At 70.4% G+C, this 21,629-nt stretch carries 15 protein-coding genes; 12 read left to right on the top strand and 3 right to left on the bottom strand.

What is annotated here, in order from left to right; translation table 11 throughout:
- Positions 1-136: 136 nt before the first annotated feature.
- Both ACGFSB_RS24180 and ACGFSB_RS24175 read left to right on the top strand, forming a co-directional pair.
- Positions 137-3,817, top strand: coding sequence for a glycosyltransferase family 2 protein (locus tag ACGFSB_RS24180; protein WP_393402856.1), 3,681 nt, complete (start codon positions 137-139; stop codon positions 3,815-3,817).
- Positions 3,814-5,331, top strand: a complete 1,518-nt coding sequence (locus ACGFSB_RS24175; RefSeq protein WP_393402853.1) for a DUF5719 family protein — start codon at positions 3,814-3,816, stop codon at positions 5,329-5,331. The genes ACGFSB_RS24180 and ACGFSB_RS24175 overlap by 4 nt, the downstream gene beginning before the upstream one ends.
- Before the next feature lie 25 nt (positions 5,332-5,356).
- On the opposite strand, the gene ACGFSB_RS24170 is transcribed toward ACGFSB_RS24175, so the two are convergent.
- Entirely contained in the window at positions 5,357-5,824 is a 468-nt protein-coding gene (locus ACGFSB_RS24170) for a metallopeptidase family protein (protein ID WP_393402851.1), read from the bottom strand.
- Positions 5,825-6,145: 321 nt separating this feature from the next.
- On the opposite strand from ACGFSB_RS24170, the gene ACGFSB_RS24165 reads away from it, so the two are divergent.
- The 7 genes from ACGFSB_RS24165 (at position 6,146) to ACGFSB_RS24135 (ending at position 13,768) form a co-directional block, all read left to right on the top strand.
- Entirely contained in the window at positions 6,146-6,523 is a 378-nt protein-coding gene (locus ACGFSB_RS24165) for a DUF3499 domain-containing protein (protein ID WP_393402849.1), read from the top strand.
- Positions 6,524-6,701: 178 nt separating this feature from the next.
- Complete coding sequence (locus ACGFSB_RS24160) at positions 6,702-8,318, top strand: L-lactate permease (protein ID WP_393402846.1); 1,617 nt, start codon at positions 6,702-6,704, stop codon at positions 8,316-8,318.
- A 129-nt stretch (positions 8,319-8,447) separates the two neighbouring features.
- Entirely contained in the window at positions 8,448-9,812 is a 1,365-nt protein-coding gene (locus ACGFSB_RS24155) for a phosphomannomutase/phosphoglucomutase (protein ID WP_393402844.1), read from the top strand.
- Positions 9,813-10,070: 258 nt separating this feature from the next.
- Positions 10,071-10,247 carry a Trm112 family protein gene (locus ACGFSB_RS24150; protein ID WP_393402841.1) on the top strand — a complete coding sequence of 59 codons (177 nt, stop codon included), beginning with the start codon at positions 10,071-10,073 and terminating at the stop codon, positions 10,245-10,247.
- Positions 10,248-10,296: 49 nt separating this feature from the next.
- Positions 10,297-11,493: an SIS domain-containing protein gene (locus tag ACGFSB_RS24145; protein WP_393402839.1), complete on the top strand. Its 1,197-nt coding sequence runs from the start codon at positions 10,297-10,299 to the stop codon at positions 11,491-11,493.
- A gap of 71 nt (positions 11,494-11,564) precedes the next feature.
- Entirely contained in the window at positions 11,565-12,719 is a 1,155-nt protein-coding gene (manA, locus tag ACGFSB_RS24140; protein ID WP_393402836.1) for a mannose-6-phosphate isomerase, class I, read from the top strand.
- Between the two features lie 104 nt (positions 12,720-12,823).
- Positions 12,824-13,768: a cation diffusion facilitator family transporter gene (locus tag ACGFSB_RS24135; RefSeq protein WP_393402833.1), complete on the top strand. Its 945-nt coding sequence runs from the start codon at positions 12,824-12,826 to the stop codon at positions 13,766-13,768.
- Between the two features lie 136 nt (positions 13,769-13,904).
- Here the strand turns inward: ACGFSB_RS24135 and ACGFSB_RS24130 are convergent, their stop codons facing one another.
- Positions 13,905-15,968, bottom strand: coding sequence for a fructose-specific PTS transporter subunit EIIC (locus ACGFSB_RS24130; protein WP_393402830.1), 2,064 nt, complete (start codon positions 15,966-15,968; stop codon positions 13,905-13,907).
- A gap of 452 nt (positions 15,969-16,420) precedes the next feature.
- On the opposite strand from ACGFSB_RS24130, the gene ahcY reads away from it, so the two are divergent.
- Both ahcY and ACGFSB_RS24120 read left to right on the top strand, forming a co-directional pair.
- Positions 16,421-17,878, top strand: a complete 1,458-nt coding sequence (gene ahcY / locus ACGFSB_RS24125; protein WP_393402827.1) for an adenosylhomocysteinase — start codon at positions 16,421-16,423, stop codon at positions 17,876-17,878.
- 479 nt (positions 17,879-18,357) lie between these two features.
- A complete protein-coding gene (locus ACGFSB_RS24120; protein ID WP_393402825.1) occupies positions 18,358-18,972 on the top strand; it encodes a hypothetical protein in 615 nt (204 codons plus the stop codon).
- Positions 18,973-18,979: 7 nt separating this feature from the next.
- On the opposite strand, the gene ACGFSB_RS24115 is transcribed toward ACGFSB_RS24120, so the two are convergent.
- Positions 18,980-19,948: an RDD family protein gene (locus ACGFSB_RS24115; protein ID WP_393402823.1), complete on the bottom strand. Its 969-nt coding sequence runs from the start codon at positions 19,946-19,948 to the stop codon at positions 18,980-18,982.
- An 89-nt stretch (positions 19,949-20,037) separates the two neighbouring features.
- Here ACGFSB_RS24115 and ACGFSB_RS24110 point away from each other — a divergent pair, with 89 nt between their 5' ends.
- Positions 20,038-21,045 carry a stage II sporulation protein M gene (locus tag ACGFSB_RS24110; protein WP_393402820.1) on the top strand — a complete coding sequence of 336 codons (1,008 nt, stop codon included), beginning with the start codon at positions 20,038-20,040 and terminating at the stop codon, positions 21,043-21,045.
- Positions 21,046-21,629 lie beyond the last annotated feature (584 nt).

The raw sequence follows: 21,629 nt of genomic DNA, 5'->3' as shown, positions 1-21,629 counted from the left end.
GTCGCCCGTGGGTTATCCACAGGCGGCGGGCTGTTGTGGTGCCAGCCGTTAGTGTGGGGCCCCGTCCGAGACGCCCCGGCGCCCCCATGAAGCGCAGGCGTCCACCGCAGTCCATCGAACCGGGGCCCGTACCTCGATGTCCGTGCACAGCCATTCGGCAGCCAGTCACCACGACGCCGCTGCCGCCCCTGAGTTCCCGCGGCACGTCGTCACCGCCGTGATCGTCTCCCACGACGGCGCCCGCTGGCTGCCCGACGCCCTCGCCGGCCTGCTCGGCCAGGAGCGCCCGGTGCAGAACGCCGTGGCCGCGGACACCGGCAGCGCGGACGACTCCGCCCGCCTGGTCACCGAGGCACTCGGCCCCGACCGCGTCCTGCACCTGGCCCGCCGCTCCGGCTTCGGCACCGCCGTCGACGAGGCGAACCGCACCGCCGGTGTGCTGACCCCGGAAGAGCTGCCGTATCTGAAGCGACCCAGCGGCTGGGACCCGGTCAGCCGGTCCTGGCGCGACGACGCCTACGACCTCCCGGACCTGCCGCACGGAGAGCCCGAGCAGTGGCTGTGGCTGCTGCACGACGACTGCGCGCCCGAACCGGACGCCCTCGCCGAGCTGCTCCGCGTCGTGGAGAGCGAACGCGAGGCCGGCCAGGACGTCGCGATCGTCGGCCCCAAGCTGCGCGGCTGGTACGACCGCCGCCAGCTCCTTGAAGTCGGCGTCTCCATCGCCAACAGCGGCCGCCGCTGGACCGGCATCGACCGGCGCGAACAGGACCAGGGCCAGCACGACCACGTACGGCCGGTCCTCTCGGTGTCCACCGCGGGCATGTTGATCCGGCGTGACGTCTTCGACCAGCTGGGCGGTTTCGACCGACGCCTTCCGCTGATGCGGGACGACGTCGACCTGTGCTGGCGCGCCCAGAACGCCGGGCATCGCGTCCTCATCGCCCCCGAAGCCGTCGTGCGGCACGCCGAGGCCTCCTCGCGCGAGCGCCGCACCGTCGACTGCGTCGGCCGTACGTCGACGTCGCCGCACCGCGTGGACAAGGCGGGCGCCGCCTACACCCTGCTCGTCAACGCCCGCACGGCCGTGCTGCCCTGGGTGCTCGTCCGGCTCGTCATCGGCACGCTGGTGCGCACCGTCGCGTATCTGGTCGGCAAGGCCCCCGGGCAGGCGCTCGACGAGGTCGCCGGGCTCCTGGGGACGCTGCTGCGGCCCGGACGGATCGTCAGCGCCCGTAAGAAGCGCGGCAAGCCCGCGCTCGAACCGGCCGAGGTGCGGCCGCTCTTCCCGCCGCCCGGCGCCACCGTGCGCGCCACCGCCGAACAGATCGCGGGCAGCGTGGTCGGCCGATCCGACCCCGAGGCCGTCACCGGCGCAGGCCGGCACGGCACCGTCGAAACGGGCCCAGGCGGAGACGACGCCGACTTCCTTCAGGTCGAGCAGTTCGCACGGCTGAAGCGCCTGGCGCGCAAGCCGGGACCGATGCTCTTCGTAGTGCTGCTCTTCGTCTCGCTCATCGCCTGCCGCCAGCTCCTCGGCAGCGGTGCGCTCGCGGGCGGCGCGCTGCTACCCGCGCCCGCCGACTCCGCCGGCCTCTGGGCGCGCTATCTGGACGCCTGGCACCCCGTGGGGACCGGCGGCACACAGTCGGCGCCGCCCTACATCGCGCTCGTCGCCGGGCTCAGCAGCTTGCTGTTCGGGTCCACCGGGCTCGCTGTCACGGTGCTCCTCGTCGGCTCGGTGCCACTGGCCGGATTCGCCGCCTACTTCGCCTCACGGCCGCTGGTCGAGTCGCGCCTGCTGCGTGCCTGGGCCTCGGTCGCGTACGCCTTCCTGCCGGCCGCCACGGGCGCGCTCGCGGGCGGGCGCATCGGCACCGCCGTCCTCGCGATCCTCCTGCCGCTCATGGCGCGCGCGGCCATCGCGGCGAGCGGTCTGACCCTGTCGGAGGGCAATCGCGGCAGCTGGCGCGCCTCGTGGGCGTTCGCACTGCTCCTGACGCTCACCACCGCCTTCACGCCGATCATGTGGCCCATCGCCCTGGTGCTCGGCCTCGCACTCCTGGTGGTGCGCAGGGGCGACATCACGGCGTACGGCCTTCGCTTCCTCGCCGGGCTCGGCACCCCGCTCCTGATCCTCGCGCCGTGGTCGCTCTCGCTGCTGCCCTTCGGCTTCTTCAAAGAGGCGGGGCTCGAGTTCGGCACCGGCTCGGCGACCGGGCTCGACCTCCTCGGTGGCAGCCCCGGCGGCCCCGGGACCGTGGACGGGCTGCTGCTCATCGGCATCGTGCTCGCCGCCCTTGCCGCGCTGCTGCGCACCGAGCGGCAGCTCGCTGTCCGCACCGCCTGGGTCGTCGCCCTGGTCTCGCTGGTCTTCGCGGCACTCTCGAACAGCTCGGCCTGGGCAGGCCCCGCGACCCTCGGCTACGGAATCGCGCTGCTCGCCGCCGCCACGCTCGGCGCCGACGGAGCACGCACGCGTGTCGCCGAGCAGAGCTTCGGCTGGCGTCAGCCGGTCGCCGTCCTGATCGCGTTCGCCGCCGCAGCGGGGCCGCTGCTCGTCGCCGCCGGGTGGATGATCCGCGGCGCCGACGGGCCCCTGGAGCGCCGCGACCCGGTGCAGGTGCCCGCGTTCGTCGCCGAGGAGAGCGGCACGCAGGACCAGGCCCGCACGCTCGTCCTGGACAGCGAGAACACCGCCCAGGTCGCGTACACGCTCGTCCGCGGCTCCGGCGCCAGGCTCGGTGACGCCGAGCTCGCCGACGCGGGCGGCTCGAACCAGCGCCTCGACAAGATCGTCGCCCGGCTCCTCGCGGGTTCCGGCGCCGACCAGGCCGATCAGCTCGGCGGCTTCGCCGTCCGCTACGTCCTCGTACGCGACGGGGCGCCCCGCCAGCTGAGCCGCGTCTTGGACTCGACGCCCGGCCTCACCCGGCTCAGCCAGGAGGACGGCAGCGCCCTGTGGCGCGTGGACCGGCAGGTCGCGCGCGCCGCGATCGTGCCCGAGTCCGGCGACCCCCTGACGGTCGCCGCGGGCCCCGTCGAACTGCACACGAACATCCCGGCAGGCGAGGAGGGCCGCACCTTGCGGCTCGCCGACGCGGCCGACGAGGGCTGGACGGCGACCCTGGACGGCCGCCCGCTGACCAGGACCACGCTGGACGGCTGGGCACAGGGCTTCGAACTGCCCGCGTCCGGTGGCCGCCTCGACGTCGTCTACGAAGCGCCTGCGAGCCACACGGGATGGCTGTGGGTGCAGGGCGCGCTCGCCGTCGTCCTGGTGGTCCTCGCCCTGCCCGGACGCCGACGTCACGTGGACGACGACCTTCCCGACGAGCCCGTCATCCCGGCCCAGCCGGTCCAGGGCGAGGGACGCAGGGCGCGCAGGCTGCGGGCCGCTCAGGCCGAGCAGGAAGCCGCGGCACCGGACGACGCCGGTACGCCTCCTCCTCCGGAGGAGGAGGGTGCTTTCGCGGCGGTGCCCCAGCAGCACTCGCCCGCCCAGGCGCAGTCGCAGTCGTACGGCGAGTGGGACGCCCCCGCTCAGCCGGGCGCCGACTACGGCACGTACCAAGGCGAGCAGCAGTACCAGGACGCGCAGTACCCGGCGGGTGGCTACGACCAGTCCGCGTACCAGGACCCCTACCAGGGCGGCCAGTACGACCCGTACGCCTACGGAGGGACGCAGGGCGGCGGCGAGCAGTACGGCCAGTCGTACGACACCACGTACGGGCAGCAGCAGCCCCCGATGCCGCCCCAGCCCCCGCAGCCGCCGCACGGCACCGACAGTGAGCGCCCCGACGGGAGCCAGCAGTGAACCGCACCACCCAGTCCCTGATCGCCGCGGCGGCCGCGCTCGCCGCCGTCACCGGATTCGCCGTGGTCAACGCCCCGGACGGCACCGGCGACGACGGCGCGAAGGCGGCAGCAAGGCTGCCCGTCGAGCGCACCAGTCTGCTCTGCCCGGTGCCCAGTTCGTCGGACCTCGCCGAGACCTCGTACACGGCGTTCACGCCCGAGAGCCCGAAGAGCCCCAAGAGTGAGGACTCCGGGGGTGCGGGCAAGGCGGAACTGCTGCCCGCGACGAGGGAGTTGACGGACGCCCCGAAGGGCGGCGGCAAGGGCAAGAAGAAGGCCGCCAAGCCCTTCCTGACCCAGAAGGCGCCGGGCAAGCCCGTCACCGGTGAGGAGTCAGGGGGAGATTCACCAGCGCTCCTCGGCACCGCCGACGGCGAGTTCGCCCCCGGCTGGACCGTCCAGCAGACCACCAAGTACGCCGTGGGCAGCGGCCGAGGCGTCCAGGGCGCCAACTGCACAGCGCCCGACACGGATTTCTGGTTCCCGGGCGCGAGCACCGCCAAGGACCGCAGCGACTACGTCCACCTGACCAACCCGGACGACTCGGCGGCCGTCGTCGACATCGAGCTCTACGGCCCGGACGGCGCCATCAAGACCGAGGTGGGGGAGGCGGTCCAGGTCCAGCCGCACTCCAGCATGCCGGTGCTCCTCTCCACGCTCTCCCCCAAGGAGCAGACGAACCTCACGATGCATGTGACCGCGCGCAGCGGCCGGGTCGCGGCAGCCGTGCAGTCGTCGGACGACAAGCTCGGCGGCGACTGGCTGCCCTCGTCCGCCGATCCGGCGAGCCGGGTGATCCTGCCGGGCATCCCCAAGGACGCGACCTCGGTGCGCCTCGTCGCCTTCGCGCCGGGCACCGCCGACGCCGACCTGAAGGTCCAACTGGCCTCTCCCACCGGCTCGATCAGCCCCGCCGGACACGCGAACCTGCACGTCAAGTCCGGCATGACGACCGCTGTCGACCTCGGTGACGTCACCAAGGGCGAGGCGGGCTCCCTGGTCCTGACGCCGACCGACGACGCGGCACCGGTGGTGGCCGCCCTGCGCGTCACCCGGGGCGAGGGCGCCGACCAGGAGACGGCGTTCATCCCGGGCACCAAGGGGATCGGCTCGCGCGCGACGGTGGCCGACAACCGCGCGAAGGGCTCCACGCTGTCCCTGGTCGCCCCCGGCAAGACCGGAAAGGTGAGGGTCACGGCATCGGCGGGCTCCGAAGGCGGCTCGTCGACGACCAAGACGTACACGGTCAAGGGCGGCACGGCACAGGACGTCAGACCGCCCGTCCCGGCCGGCCTCAAGGGCACCTACGCGCTCACGGTGGAACCGGTGTCGGGCGGCGAGGTCTACGCCTCCCGCATGTTGGCACTCCCGGAGGACGGCGTCCCCATGTTCACGATCCAGACCCTGCCGGACGACAAGGGGACGGTGTCGGTACCGGAAGCGGAACAGGACTTGCGGGTGCTGCAGAAGTAGCCGGGGTCTGAGAGCGGGGGGATCCTCAGTCTTCCCCGTAGCGGGGATCAACGGACTCGGGCGAGAGCCCAAGGAGTTCGGCGACCTGCTCGACCACCACTTCGTGGACGAGCGCGGCGCGATCCTCCCGGCCCTTGGTCCGGATCTCCACGGGCCGCCGGTAGATGACGACCCTGGCGGGCCGCCCGTCGGCGGCCTCGATCGTGCCCCCCAGGGGCACGACGTCTTCGCTCCAGTCGTCGTCGCCGTTGCTTCCGGCCCCGCTCCGGCCGAGCGCCGGAACCTCGAGCACCAGGAACTCGATCTCGCTGAGCTGCGGCCACCGCCGCTCGAGCCGCTCCACAGAGTCCTGCACCAGGTCGGTGAAGACCTCGGCGCGGCTCGCGGACAGCGGCACCTGGGGTGGCGCCACGGGGCCGCGCATCCCCCTGCCATGGCGGTCGCGGCGGCGGGGCCTCGGCTCTGCGGTGTGGGGCTGTACGGGGTCGTCCATCACTGACGAAGAGTAGTCCTCGAGATCGACCTTTCCGCACGGCTTCCGTCCGGGGCACGGCATGTCGCCCGATGACCGTTCCGGCCAACCTCGGGCTCGATTCCAGGTCCCTCCAGGACCGGCGATCTCGCGACGAATGACGGGATTTGCGCCAAGTGGTGACCGGTTTCAATACCGCTCGCCACCTTGGGCCTTTGCGTCACCGCAGGTCAGTGCGGCGCCGCGAGAGCGGGCCGGGCCGGGGAGCACGGCACGACACGGTGGGGTGACCTCGCGGAGAGTCGTCGCGGCCCGCTCAAGAGTGCGGTACCGTCCAACATCGTGAGCCCTGTACGTCGCTGTTCGCGCACCGCTTGCGGCCGTCCTGCCGTCGCGACACTGACGTACGTCTATGCCGACTCGACCGCGGTCCTCGGCCCCCTCGCCACCTACGCCGAACCCCACTGTTACGACCTGTGCGCCGAGCACTCCGAGCGCCTCACCGCGCCCCGCGGCTGGGAGGTCGTCCGGCTCGCCGACGCCTCCGGTCCCGCCCGCCCCAGCGGTGACGATCTCGAAGCGCTCGCCAACGCCGTGCGCGAGGCGGCCCGCCCGCAGGAGCGCGTGGCGGAGGCAGGCGGTTCGGGCCGGCGCACGGCGGACCCGATGGAGGTCGCACGCCGCGGCCATCTGCGGGTGCTGCGTTCACCGGACTCCTGACGGTTGCACCCGGACTCCTGAACCGTCACTCTCCGTAGGCCATATGCCGCTGGACCCCTGTCGTTTACTGCTGAACAACTTCTCTTGTGCAACCCATTGACGTGCCCATGTCGTCGACACGACCATTCCCCCACTCGTGAGAGATCACTTTCCGCATCACGGAAACCGGGGAGCGCCCGTGTACGTGCAGCAGCTGGAACCCGTGGCCGATTCGCTCGGCCTGTCCGCGCTCATCGCGACCCTGCCCCTCCTCACCGTCCTGGTCCTGCTCGGTGCCGTCCGTATGAAGGCGCATCTGGCAGGCCTCATCGGCCTCGGCGTCGCCACCCTCGTCGCCTGGCTCGTATACGGGATGCCGCTCGGCCAGACAGCCTCTGGCGCCGCGCAAGGTGCCCTCTTCGGGCTCTTCCCCATCCTGTGGATCGTCGTCAACGCCCTGTGGGTGTACCGGATGACGGTCCGCACCCGGCACTTCGACATCCTGCGCCGCTCCTTCGGACGGCTCTCCGACGATCCCCGCATCCAGGCACTCGTCGTGGCCTTCTGTTTCGGGGCGCTCCTGGAGGCCCTCGCGGGCTTCGGGGCGCCCGTCGCGATCTGCGCGGTGATGCTGGTCGCGCTCGGCTTCGACCCCGTGAAGGCCGCGGTCGTCGCCCTGGTGGCCAACACCGCACCCGTCGCCTTCGGCGCCATGGGCACCCCCGTAGTGACGCTCGCGCAGGTCACCGGGCTGCCCCTGGACACCGTCGCCACGGTCGTCGGCCGCCAGACACCGCTGCTTGCCCTGGTCGTGCCGCTGCTCCTGGTCGGCCTGGTGGACGGGCGGCGCGGCATCCGGGAGACGTGGGTGCCCGCCCTGGTGTGCGGATTCGCCTTCGCCGCCGCGCAGTTCGCCGCGTCCAACTACGTCTCCGCCCAGCTGGCCGACATCGGGGCGGCGTTGGCGGGCGCGGGCGCGCTGGTGGCGGTGCCGAGCGCGCGCAGGCCCGCCGAGGAGCCCGTACGCGTCGCGGTCCTCACCGGCGTACGCAGCGAAGACCTGGACCAGGACGACCGGCGGCCCGAGATCCTGCGCGCCTACGCCCCGTACGCCCTCATCGTCGCCATCTTCTCGATCGCCCAGATCCCGCCCGTGAAGGACCTTCTGGCCAAGGCGACACAGACCTTCGACTGGCCCTTCCTGAACGTCGGCAACCCGGACGGGGACCCGGTCGGCGGCAATCTCTTCTCGCTGCCGCTGGTGGCGACGGGCGGGACCCTCGTACTGCTCGCCGGTGTGGGCACGGCGGCCATCATCGGGGTGCACGCGCGCGTGGCGGTACGGGAATGGGCGGCGACCGCGCACGAACTGCGGTTCGCGATCCTCACCGTGACCTCCGTCCTCGCTCTCGCGTACGTGATGAACCTGTCCGGGCAGGCGGCCACGATCGGCAACTACGTGGCGGCGGCGGGAGCGGGGCTCGCCTTCCTCTCGCCGATCCTCGGCTGGTTCGGCGTCGCGGTCTCCGGCTCCGACACCTCGGCCAACGCGCTCTTCGGCGCGCTCCAGGTGACGGCGGCCCAGCAGTCGGGACTCTCGCCCGAACTGCTCGCCGCCGCCAACAGTTCGGGCGGCGTACTCGGCAAGATGATCTCCCCGCAGAACCTGACGATCGCGTGCGCGGCGGTCGGACTCGCGGGCAAGGAAGGCGACCTGCTGCGCAAGGTGCTGCCGTGGAGCATCGGCCTGTTGCTGGTGATGTGTCTGATCGTGCTGGGACAGAGCACGGTGGTGCTCGGCTGGATGCTGCCGTGAGGGGAGCCTGAGCGGCTCACGGCTGGTTGTCAGTTGTTGCGGGTAGTTTGGGTGACCGACGAGTACTCGTCGAGTGCTATCCGACATCCGATACCGCTGAACTCGCAGAACCTGCAGAGAGGGTTGGCCGTGACTGCTGATCTGTCCCAGATCGTGAAGGCGTACGACGTGCGCGGGGTCGTCCCGGACCAGTGGGACGAGTCACTGGCCGAGCTGTTCGGGGCGGCCTTCGCGAAGGTGACGGGCGCGGACGCGATCGTGACCGGGCACGACATGCGGCCGTCGTCGCCGGGCCTCTCGCGCGCCTTCGCGCGCGGTGCCGCGGCGCTCGGCGTCGACGTCACGGAGATCGGCCTCTGCTCGACGGACCAGCTCTACTACGCGTCGGGCGCCCTGAACCTGCCGGGCGCGATGTTCACGGCCTCGCACAACCCCGCGCAGTACAACGGCATCAAGATGTGCCGCGCGGGCGCCGCCCCGGTCGGCCAGGACACCGGCCTCGCCGATATCCGCGCCCTGGTGGAGGACTGGGCCGACTCGGGCGCCCCGGCGGCCGCCGAGACGCCGGGCACGCTCTCCCAACGCGACACCCTCACGGACTACGCGGCACATCTGCGCGGCCTGGTGGACCTGACGTCCATCCGCCCGCTCAAGGTCGTCGTCGACGCGGGCAACGGCATGGGCGGGCACACCGTCCCGACGGTCTTCGAAGGCCTGCCGCTCACCGTCGTACCGATGTACTTCGAGCTGGACGGCACCTTCCCCAACCACGAGGCCAACCCCCTCGACCCCAAGAACATCGTGGACCTGCAGAAGCGGGTGCGCGACGAGGGCGCCGACCTCGGCATCGCCTTCGACGGCGACGCGGACCGCTGCTTCGTCGTCGACCAGAACGGCGACCCGGTCTCCCCGTCGGCGGTCACCGCCCTGGTCGCCTCGCGCGAGCTCGCGCGCAACGGCGGCAAGGGCACGATCATCCACAACCTCATCACTTCGTGGTCGGTCCCCGAGGTCGTGCGGGAGAACGGCGGCATGCCCGTCCGCACCCGTGTGGGCCACTCCTTCATCAAGGAGGAGATGGCCAAGACGGGCGCCATCTTCGGCGGCGAGCACTCGGCGCACTACTACTTCCGCGACTTCTGGAACGCGGACACGGGCATGTTGGCCGCGCTCCACGTCCTCGCGGCCCTCGGCGGCCAGGACGGCCCGCTGTCGGGCCTCGTCGCCCAGTACGACCGCTATGCGGGCTCCGGCGAGATCAACTCCACGGTCGACGACCAGAAGGCCCGCCTGGCGGCCATCAAGGCGACGTACGGAGACCAGGAGGGCATCACCCTCGACGAACTGGACGGCCTCACGGTGACGGCCACGGACTGGTGGTTCAACGTCCGAGCCTCCAACACGGAACCCCTCCTGCGCCTGAACGTAGAGGCGAGGGACGAAGCGACGATGAAGAAGACTCGCGACGAGGCCCTGGCGATCATCAGGGCCTGAGCCGAGGCGACGGCCGGACGGTGGGCAGGCACTCCCACCTTCCCGGCCCGCCCGCAGGGCCGACGGGCAGCCGTCCCGACGCTCCTACCCACCCAGGTCGCGTCCACCGGCCCGCAGATGACCAACGACCGTAGGTCTCACCGGGGGCCATGGGGCGAAGCCCTGCCCGTACACACAGCCAAGGCCCCGAGCCCAGCGGTACGCTGACCAGGCCACATCCCACAGCACACCCCAACACCACCCGAAGGGACCCACCCCATGCCGCTCGAAGCCGGCCTCCTGGAGATCCTCGCCTGCCCGGCCTGCCACGCCCCCCTCAAGGAGGCGGACGCGGAGCTGGTCTGCACCGCTGACGGCAAGGACTGCGGCCTCGCCTACCCGGTCAGGGACGGCATCCCCGTCCTCCTCGTGGACGAGGCCCGCCGCCCCGCGTAAGGCCCGGCGCAAAGACCACAAGGCCCGGCGAATCGGAGGCCCGACTCCCATGCTCGACGAATCGCTGCTTGACGCCCCCGAGGCTCTCGCCGTGGCCGACCGCCGCGGCCTCCTCCGCGGCGCCGCAGAGGCAGGCGCCCGCGTACGCACCGCGGTACGGCACGCCACCGAGGCGGGGCTCACGCAGCTCAAACCGGACGGCCGCCCCCGCGCCATCATGATCGCGGGCCCCGGCACCGCCGCCACCTGCGTGGCCGACCTGCTCGACACCCTCGCAGGGGCAAGCTGCCCCGTGGTCCGCCTCGCCCCCACCGGCGTAGCCCCCGCCGCAGGCGCCCTGCGCTGGGCGCTGCCGGGCTGGGCAGGCTCGGTGGACCTGCTGCTCATCGCCACCCCGGACGGCACGGAACCAGGCCTGGAACTCCTCGCGGAGCAGGCGTACCGCCGCGGCTGCACGGTCGTCGCGGTCGCCCCCGCCCGCTCCCCGCTCGCCGAGGGCGTCGAGGGCACGCACGGCCTCACGGTCGCGATGGCCACCTCTCCGTACGGGGAGTACGAAGCCCCGCACGACGGCGAGAGAGCCTCCGAGGCCTACGAGGCGCGCCGCGTGGACGACGAGGCCGCCGCGTCCGCCCCCGCCACCCTCTGGGCCCTGCTCACCCCCCTGCTCATCCTCCTGGACCGCACCGGCCTGATCACCGCACCGGCCGAGACCCTGGAGAAGATCGCCGACCGCCTCGACCACGTCGCGGAACGCTGCGGCCCCGTCATCGCGACGTACAGCAACCCCGCCAAGACACTCGCCGCCGAGCTCGCCGACGCTCTCCCGGTGATCTGGACCGAGGGCCAGTTCGCGGGCCCCGTGGGCCGACGCTTCGCCGCCACGCTCGCCGAGCTCGCCGGACACCCGGCGGTCGCGGGTGAGCTGCCCGAGTCGCTGCCCGCGCACGGCGCGCTGCTCGCCGGCCACTTCGCACCCAGCGCCGACGGCGACGACTTCTTCCGCGACCGCGTGGACGAGCCCCAGGCGCTGCGCGCCCGAGTCGTCCTGCTCCGCGACCGCCCGGTGGACGCGGGAGGCCTCAGCGCCGCGCCCGCGGCCCGCGAGCTCGCCCACGGCCACGACATCGCGCTCAGCGAGCTGGAGCCGGAGGACGGCGACGATCTGGAGACCCTCGCGGAGCTGATCGCCGTCACGGATTTCGCCGCCGTTTACCTGGCGCTCGCCCCGAGGGACGGATCATGACCCCAGCCAGGTCATGACCTGAGACCCCGCTTCGCGCGTACGCACGTACATACGTAAGGGAGACCCCCTCCGTGGACCGCCTCACCAACACCATCCGCCCCTACGCCTGGGGTTCCACCACCGCCATCGCGGAGCTCATCGGCGTCGAGCCGACCGGTGAGCCGCAGGCCGAGATGTGGATGGGCGCCCACCCCGGCGCGCCATCGCGCACCGAGCGCGGCCCGCTCGACGAGGTGATCGACGAGGACCCGGGACACGAGCTAGGCAGGGCGACGGTCGCCAAGTTCGGCCCGCGCCTGCCCTTCCTCCTCAAGATCCTCGCCGCGGGAGCACCGCTCTCCCTCCAGGTGCACCCCGACCTGGAGCAGGCGAGGGAGGGTTACGAGGACGAGGAGAGCCGGGGCGTCCCGATCGACGCCCCGCACCGCAACTACAAGGACGCCAACCACAAGCCCGAACTGATCTGCGCGCTCACGGAGTTCGACGGCCTCTGCGGCTTCCGTGCGCCGGTCGAGGCCGCGGATCTCCTTGCCGGTCTTGGTGTCGACTCCTTGAAGCCGTACGTCGATCTGCTGCACGCCAAGCCCGAAGAGGCCGCCCTGCGCGAGGTCCTGACGGCCGTCCTGACCGCCGACCCCGAGCGTATGGCCGCGACCGTCACCGAGACGACCGCCGCGGCCGAGCGCCTGGGCGGCGCCTACGCCCCGTACGCGGGAATCGCGCACCACTACCCCGGCGACCCCGGTGTCATCGCCGCGATGCTCCTCAACCACGTACGACTGCAGCCCGGCGAGGCCCTGTTCCTCGGCGCCGGAGTCCCGCACGCCTACCTCGACGGCCTCGGCGTCGAGATCATGGCCAACTCGGACAACGTGCTGCGCTGCGGCCTGACCCCCAAGCACGTCGACGTACCCGAACTCCTGCGCATCGTCCGCTTCGAGGCGACCGACCCCGGCATCCTGCGCCCAGAGGCGTCACCCGACGGCGAAGAGGTCTACGACACCCCGATCGACGAGTTCCGCCTCTCCCGCTTCGTCCTGCCCGAGGGCGCGGCACCGCACGCCCTCACCACTGCCACGCCGCAGATCCTGCTCTGCGTGTCCGGCTCGGTCCGCGTCGGCGACGCCGGGGAACTCACGCCCGGACAGTCCGTGTTCGTCCCCGCGGACGAAAAGGCCGAAGTGTCCGGAGAAGGCACGGTCTTCCGCGCCACTGTGATGGCCTGACTCACCACCAGCGCCTCGTGCTGCAACAATGACCCACCGCAAAGGCCGGGCAAAAAGCGGCAGTGGACGATGAACGTACGCAGGCGAAGGGACAACGGGCACACATGAGCGCGTCAGGCGGAACAAAGGCGATTGTCGCGGCACTCGCCGCGAACCTCGCGATCGCGGTGGCGAAGTTCGTCGCGTTCCTCTTCAGTGGCTCGTCATCGATGCTCGCCGAGAGCGTGCACTCGCTCGCGGACTCGGGCAACCAGGGGCTGCTGCTCCTCGGCGGCAAGAAGGCGCAGCGCGAGGCGACCCCCCAACACCCCTTCGGCTACGGCCGCGAGCGCTACATCTACGCCTTCCTGGTCTCCATCGTGCTCTTCTCGGTCGGCGGCATGTTCGCGATCTACGAGGGCTACGAGAAGATCAAGCACCCGCACGAGATCGAGTACTGGTACTGGCCGGTCGGCGTCCTGGTGTTCGCGATCATCGCGGAGAGCTTCTCCTTCCGTACGGCCATCAAGGAGTCGAACCACACGCGCGGCAACCTCACCTGGACGCAGTTCGTCCGCCGCGCGAAGGCCCCCGAGCTGCCGGTCGTGCTCCTGGAGGACCTGGGCGCGCTCGTCGGTCTTGTCCTTGCCCTGATCGGCGTCGGCCTGGCGCTCGGCACCGGCGACGGCGTCTGGGACGGCATCGGCACGCTCTGCATCGGCATCCTGCTCATCGTGATCGCGATCGTCCTCGCCGCGGAGACCAAGTCCCTGCTCCTGGGCGAGGCCGCGGGCACGGACGAGGTCGAAAAGATCGAGAAGGCCCTCGTCGACGGCGACACGGTCACCCGCGTCATCCACATGCGCACGCTCCACCTCGGCCCCGAGGAGCTCCTCGTCGCCGCCAAGGTCGCCGTGCAGCACGACGACACGGCCGCCGAGGTCGCCTCCGCGATCAACGCCGCCGAGGAGCGCATCCGCGCGGCGGTCCCGATCGCCCGCGTGATCTACCTGGAGCCCGACATCTACAGCGAGACGGCAGCGGCCGAGGGCACGAACCCGGCGAAGTAACCGTTTGGTCAGTACGTACGTCGATGGGCCCCGCACCGGGAAGGTGCGGGGCCCATCGACGTACGTAAGGGGCGGGGGAACTGCGCGACCAGCCACAGCCGGCCCGCAGCCTAGTAACCGGCCCCCAACGGACCGCTCACCGCACCTCGCGCAGCACCTCAAGGATGGCCGCCTCGTCGGGCGCCGCCTCAAGACGCTCCCGGAAGCCGGTGTCCATCAGCTTGCGCGAGAGCAGCGCGAGGATCCGCAGGTGCTCGTCCCCGGCGGCCGCCTCCGGCACGGAGATCATGAAGATGAGCTTCGCCTTCGTACCGTCGATGGCACCCCACTCGATGCCTTCGGACGACCGCGCGAACCCGACGACCGGAGAGGTCACCGCATCGGTCTTCGCGTGCGGGATGGCGATCTCCTCGCCGAGCCCGGTGGTGCCCTGGGCCTCGCGGCGCAGAGCGGTCCGCACGAGTTCCTCGACGTCGTTCACCTTGCCGGTGGAGGCGAGGAGGTTCGCCATCTCGCGGATCGCGGAGTCTTTGTCGGCGGAGTCCAGCTGGACCTTCACGGTCTGCTCGGTGAGATAGCCGGAGAGGACTTCGTCCTCGGCCGTGGGGGAGGAGAAGGCCGCAGCAGGCGCGGGCGCCTTCTGCGGGGCCCCGGCACCACTCGTGCCGACGGCTCCTGCTCCCACACCCACCAACACCGGCTCGGGAGCGCCCGGCACATCGACGATCGCCTGCCCGCGCCGCTTGCGCTCGCTGAGGTCGACCAGCGTGACGGTGGTAAGCGCGGTGACGACGGTGCCGATGGCGATCGCGATGAAGAACATCGGTACGCCGCCGACGGCACCCAGGACCGCCACGATCGGCCCGCCGTGCGGCACCGCGTCCTCGACGCCTGCTTGGCCGGCGATCGCACCGGCGACCGCGCCACCGAGCATGTTCGCGGGGATGACCTGAGCGGGCCTCGCGGCGGCGAACGGAATCGCACCCTCCGAGATCCCGAAGAAGCCCATGAACAAGGCGGCAAGACCGGTTTCCCGTTCCTGCTCGCTGTAGAGGCGCTTGCGGACGAGCGTCGCGAGCCCCTGCCCGAGCGGCATGACGGGGATCGCGGCGGCGCACATGCCCATGACGGTCTGGTTGCCGGTCGCGATGAGTCCCGCGCCGAACAGGAACGCCGTCTTGTTGACGGGCCCGCCCATGTCGAAGGCAATCATCAGACCCAGGATCGCGCCGAGCAGGATCGCGCTGGTCCCGGTCATGCCGCTGAGCCAGTCGGTCAGATGCTCGAAGACCCACGAGATCGGTTTGCCGATGACGTAGATGAAGAAGAGGCCGAGTGCCGTCGTCGCGACGATGGGGATCACGATGATCGGCATGATCGGCTGGGCGAACTTCGGGACCTTGACCTTCTTGATCCACAGCACCAGATAGCCGGCGAGGAAGCCGGTCACGATGGCCCCGATGAAGCCGGCGCCCGCCTTGGAGTCGTACAGATCACCGGTGTTGGCGATCCAGCCGCCGATCATGCCCGGCACGAGCGCGGGCCGGTCCCCGATCGCGTACGCGATATAGCCGGAGAGGATCGGCACCATCAGCGTGAAGCCGATGACACCGATGTCGTTGACGTGCTTCCAGAACGAGCCGTCGGGGATGACGAGCCCGCCCTGGGGGTCGGTGTGCCCGCCGAGCGAGAGCGAGATCGCGATCAGCAGGCCGCCGACCACGACGAACGGGATCATGTACGAGACGCCGTTCATCAGCGCCTTGTACGCGACGCTGCGCTCACGCCCGCCACCGCCACCCGAGATCGGATCAGCGGCACCGCCGCCACCGCCCCCGTGCACGGGCGCGCTCCGCACCTGCTCGATCAGCCGCTCGGGGTTGCTGATGCCCTCGGACACTCCGACGGACAGCACGCGCTTGCCCGCGAAACGGCCGCGGTCGACGTCCTTGTCGGCGGCGATAATGATGCCGTCCGCTTCTCTGACATCGTTGTCAGTCAGGACGTTCTCGGCCCCGATGGAGCCCTGCGTCTCCACCTTCATGTCGATGCCGAGGCGCTCCGCGGCCTGCGAGAGCTTCTCCGCGGCCATGTACGTGTGGGCGATACCGGTCGGACAGGCGGTCACCGCGAGCAGCTTGAGCTTCTTCTGCTGCTCACCGTCGCCTCCGCCTATGGGGGGATCGGCCGGATGGGTCACGTGGATCTCCTAACACCTTCGTCACACAAGATCGCGCAAATGTTCCCGATCTCAAGGCATCCTGCAACACATAAGTGCAGGTTCAAAAGCGCAAAGGTCCCGAATGGGCAGGTCTGTGGCCCTGTCCGTGGTCCCTGCCCGTCCTGTTCCGGGCCTCCCGCCCGGCCCGCCGCCCCTGGAGGCGGGCCGGGGCGAGCAAGGGACGGGCAAGAGGTGGGCAAGGGCAGGCAGAGGCGGGCTGGGGCTCGCTGGGCCAATCGGTGTAGCTTTGTGACCGAGCCAGACGTCGCTGCTGATGGCGGTCGGGCGGTGCCTGCACGGGCACCGGCCGAGGGAGAGAGGGCCTCCGACGGACTGCGCTGCTGCGCGCCGGTGCACCTCTGTGCCGTCGTCGCAGGTCAGCCAGCCATGCCCACCCACCCTCGATCAATCCCACGAGGAGCAGCTCGCCAATGACGACTCTCACCACCGGCCAGGACTTCAAGGTCGCCGATCTCTCCCTGGCCGCGTTCGGCCGCAAGGAGATCACCCTCGCCGAGCACGAGATGCCCGGCCTGATGTCGATCCGCAAGGAGTTCGCCGCCACCAAGCCGCTGGCCGGCGCCCGCATCATGGGTTCGCTGCACATGACCGTGCAGACCGCCGTCCTCATCGAGACCCTGGTCGCCCTCGGCGCCGAGGTCCGCTGGGTGTCCTGCAACATCTTCTCGACCCAGGACCACGCGGCAGCGGCCATCGCCGTCGGCCCGAACGGCACCCCGGACAACCCGCAGGGCATCCCGGTCTTCGCCTGGAAGGGCGAGACCCTCGAGGAGTACTGGTGGTGCACGGAGCAGGCGCTGACCTGGCCGAACACCCCCACCGGCGGCCCGAACATGATCCTGGACGACGGTGGCGACGCCACCCTCCTCGTCCACAAGGGCGTTGAGTACGAGAAGGACGGCAAGGTCCCGTCCGAGGACACCGCCGAGTCCGACGAGCACCGCGTCATCCTCCAGCTCCTCAACCGCACCATCACCGATGGCTCGCAGAAGTGGACCCAGCTCGCCTCGGAGATCCGCGGCGTGACGGAGGAGACCACGACGGGCGTCCACCGCCTGTACGAGATGCACCGCGACGGCACCCTCCTCTTCCCGGCGATCAACGTGAACGACGCCGTCACGAAGTCGAAGTTCGACAACAAGTACGGCTGCCGCCACTCCCTGATCGACGGCATCAACCGCGCCACGGACGTCCTCATCGGCGGCAAGACCGCTCTCGTCTGCGGTTACGGAGATGTCGGCAAGGGCTGTGCCGAGTCCCTGCGCGGCCAGGGCGCCCGCGTGATCATCACCGAGATCGACCCGATCTGCGCGCTGCAGGCGGCGATGGACGGGTTCCAGGTCGCGACCCTTGACGAGGTCGTCGACAAGGTCGACATCTTCGTCACGACGACCGGCAACAAGGACATCATCATGGCCTCGGACATGGCCAAGATGAAGCACCAGGCGATCATCGGCAACATCGGCCACTTCGACAACGAGCTCGACATGGCCGGCCTCGCGAAGGTCCCCGGCATCGTCAAGGACGAGGTCAAGCCGCAGGTCCACACCTGGACGTTCCCCGACGGCAAGGTCCTCATCGTCCTTTCCGAGGGCCGCCTGCTGAACCTGGGCAACGCGACGGGCCACCCGTCCTTCGTGATGTCCAACTCCTTCGCGGACCAGACCCTGGCCCAGATCGAGCTGTTCACCAAGCAGGACGAGTACCCGACCGACGTCTACGTGCTCCCCAAGCACCTCGACGAGAAGGTCGCCCGCCTCCACCTCGACGCGCTCGGCGTGAAGCTCACGACGCTCCGCCCCGAGCAGGCCTCGTACATCGGCGTAGAGGTGGACGGCCCGTACAAGCCGGACCACTACCGCTACTGACCGAGCCGCGTGGGGCTCCGCCCCGGCAATCGCTCATCCGCAGGCCCTCGCCCACCGGGCGGGGGCCTGCGCCCGTCGGCCCACCCAACGGACTCGTCGGCGACCGCGGGCCCCGATGGCAGTCTCGGGTGGCGCACGAGAGGCGATATGCCTGTCCCGGACCTGGCCTGCCCGAGCCAAGGCCGGAACGGACCGGGCCGGAAGTACCCCCGCACTGCCCGGAAGTACCCCCGCACTGTGCAGGTCGCGCCACCTGCGCAGTGCAGGTTCCGCCGTGTTCCGCCCCGCCTGGTCCAGCTCACCCCACCGCGAGCCAGACCAACTCCTCAGCCCAGCCCAGCCCGGGACCAGGGCTGCCTCCACCGCCGTCCCCGGCATCGCTACTGCCCCTGCCACTGCCACCATGGTGCCGACAGCCAACAGGGCTGCCCCGACTTGGCCCAGGCCAAGCATCAGCCCCCGACGAGGACCGAGCCCCTATGCCCCGCGGCCACTATTCGCTTCACGACCCGCACGATCGCACCCCCCTAGGTGAAGAACACTTCCACTGCGCCCCCGGCCCCTCCGGCTGGCGCTACGTCTCCCAGCGAACCGCTCCCTCCGGCGACCCCACCGGCTCCGTCGACCTCGCCCTCGACGAACTGGGCCGCCCCATCCGACTCGAACTGCACGCGAGGGACTGGCAGATCCGCGCCGCGGCGATCGATGGAGTCACCTGGGTCCGCACCGACCCCACCGGTACTCACGCCACAGAAGACAACGCCCCCGCCCACGCCTTCACCGGCACATCCCCCGCTTTCCTCATCGCGCTCTCACGCCTCCTACGCCTCACCCCCGCTGCCCCCGCGACCCGCGTCCGCCTCGTCGCCTTCACGGACCCGGTCCTCGCCCCCCGCACTCTTGACCAGTCCTGGGCCCTGCTGAAAAGAGAAGCACACGCCACTGACAACGGCCCCTTGCCCGTGGACGAATACCAGGTCACAGCCCTGGACACCGGCGAACAGCACGCCATCCACATCACTGGCGACGTAGTCCTCTCCGCCCCCGGCATTGAGCTCGAGAACCTCGAGTCCCCGCCCTCGACATTCCCCTGACCCCGCCCTACGCGGGCGGCACGAACCCGCTGCGGGGAGGCGGGGCCTCCGCACCTTCCTGCCTCACCGGCCGCGGTGCATCGCGCGGCGCCTGCGGGGCGGCCGGGGACACCGGGACCACCGGGTACGAGGGAGCAGCCGCGGCAGCCGGATAGGCGGCACCAGGCACCGAATACCCAGCCCCAGCCCCAGTTCCAGCCCCAGTTCCACCCCCGGCCGGCGCCCCAGCCCCGCCGAACGCCCGCCGAGCATCCCGCGCCTGCCGCTCCTGCACGACGGCGGCGAGATACGCAGCCGGTGGAACACCCTGCGGAGCCGGCACCCCAGTACGTTCCGCGAGATCCCCGGCAAGCCGCTCAGCCATCGCCCAGCCGACCTGCGGATCCAACTGCCCCATCCGCGTCAGGTATTGCCGTATAGCCAGCCAAAGGCCCTCAGGCACCCCGGACAGATCGAGCCCGGAGAACCGCCCCGCCAGCCAGGGCGGCGGCGGAGGAACGAAAGCCGTCTGCCCGCTGGGCACCCGCTCCCGCACGACAAGCGTCCCCGCGAAGACATCCCCAAGACGGCGCCCCCGCGCAGACACCAGCGAAGCGATGCACGCGACGACCCCGAACGTCAGCAGGATCTCGACGACCCCCACCGCACCCCGCACCAGCGCGTGCCGAAAGCGGATCGGCCCCCCGTCGTCCCGCACCACCCGCAGCCCGCATGCCAGCTTCCCCAGCGACCGCCCATGACTGAGGGTCTCCACCGCGATCGGCCCACCGACCAGGATCAGTACGAAACTGGCGACGGCGACCGCCGCGGCCGCGGCGTCATCCAACGATGAGGTGGAGGCCACGACCCCCACCGTGACCGCCAGATAGACAGCGAAGGCCACCACCAGGTCGATCAATATGGCGAGCGCCCGGCTCGGCAACTTCGCGGGGCGCAGCTCGAGTGCCACCGCCTCGCCCGTCACAAGCTCACTCACGCCAGCCGCCCTTCCCTGCCCTGCCTTCGGAACGGCCAGTCTGCCAAGCTGAGGCAGCATCGTGCCGCAGTACGAGGAGCAGCCACCTGATGGACCTCGACGTCTTCGTGTCCGCCCACCGAGCCGAGTGGGACCGACTCGACGCCTTGCTGCGCCGCCAGCGCCGCCTCAACGGAGCCGAGACCGACGAACTCGTCGCCCTCTACCAACGCACCGCCACCCACCTCTCCCTGATCCAGTCCAGCGCCCCCGACCCACAGCTCACCGGCCGCCTCACCCACCTGGTGGCACGCGCGCGTAGTGCGGTGACAGGCACCCGACGCGCTTCCTGGCGGGACGTCACGCACTTCCTGACCCACGGTTTCCCGGCAGCGGTCTACCGCTCCCGCCACTGGTGGGTCCCCACAGCTCTCCTCTCGACGGTCCTCGCGGCCATCATCGGCTGGTGGATAGCCACGCACCCCGAGGTCCAGTCCTCCATCGCGGCCCCCAGCGAACTGCGCGACCTCACCCGCCCCGGCGGCGAGTACGAGACGTACTACTCGAGCCACCCAGCGGCATCGTTCGCCGCCCAGGTATGGACGAACAACGCCCAGGCGGCGGCAATGTGCCTGGTCCTCGGCGCCTTCCTCTGCTTCCCGGTCATCTGGATCCTCTTCCAGAACATGCTGAACCTAGGCGTGGGCATCGGCCTGATGTCCTCCGCCGACCGCCTCGACACCTTCCTCGGCCTGGTCCTGCCACACGGCCTCCTGGAACTGACCGCGGTCTTCGTAGCCGCCGGAACGGGCCTGCGCCTCGGCTGGACCGTCATCGACCCAGGCCCGCGCTCTCGCCGAACAGCCCTCGCCGAGGAGGGCAGAGCGGCCCTCGGTATGGCGGTCGGCCTAGCCCTTGTCCTGTTCATCTCCGGAGCCATCGAAGGCTTCGTCACCCCCTCCGGCCTGCCGACATGGGCCCGCATCGGCATCGGAATCGCCGCTGAGCTGGCATTCCTCGTGTACGTCTATGTCCTGGGCGGCAGAGCGGCACGCGCCGGCGCCACAGGCGACCTGGACCCCACGGAACGCAGCGCCACTGTCCCGACAGCAGCGTGATGTGCGTACGGCCCCGCTGAGCTGCTAGTCTCCTCGACGCCCCAAGAAAACCGTTGACACGGCAGGACGGGGGAGGTAGATTCAAACAGTTGCCTAGAGCTGGACAAGTCCAGTGGCGGCAGTTAATATCTGCCTGCTTCTTGAATTTCATTTACCAAGAAGCCACTCCCGATAAATCGGAACTTTGAGCCGGTCAGCCCGGCGGAAAACTTCTGATAAAGTCGGACTCGCCGGAAAGGGAAACGCGAAAGCCGAAAGGCCGGAGCAGGAACCGGAAAGGCACCGAGGAAATCGGACACGAAAGAGTCTGATAGAGTCGGAAACGCAAGAACGAAACACAGAAACACAGTACAAAAGAAACACCGAAGGGAAGCGCCCGGAGGAAAGCCCGAGAGGGTGAGTACAAAGGAAGCGTCCGTTCCTTGAGAACTCAACAGCGTGCTAAAAGTCAACGCCAGATATGTTGATACCCCGTCTCCGGCCTTCATTGGCTGGGACGAGGTTCCTTTGAAGAAAACATCAGCGAGGACGCTGTGAACGGCCGGGATTATTCCTCCCGACCGTTCCGCTCATCGTGGTGTCGT

The sequence above is a fragment of the Streptomyces sp. NPDC048441 genome (genome assembly GCF_043200235.1).
Taxonomy (GTDB): Bacteria; Actinomycetota; Actinomycetes; order Streptomycetales; family Streptomycetaceae; genus Streptomyces.
Note: the sequence above shows the minus strand (reverse complement) of the source record. Positions and strands in the feature narration are given on the sequence as shown.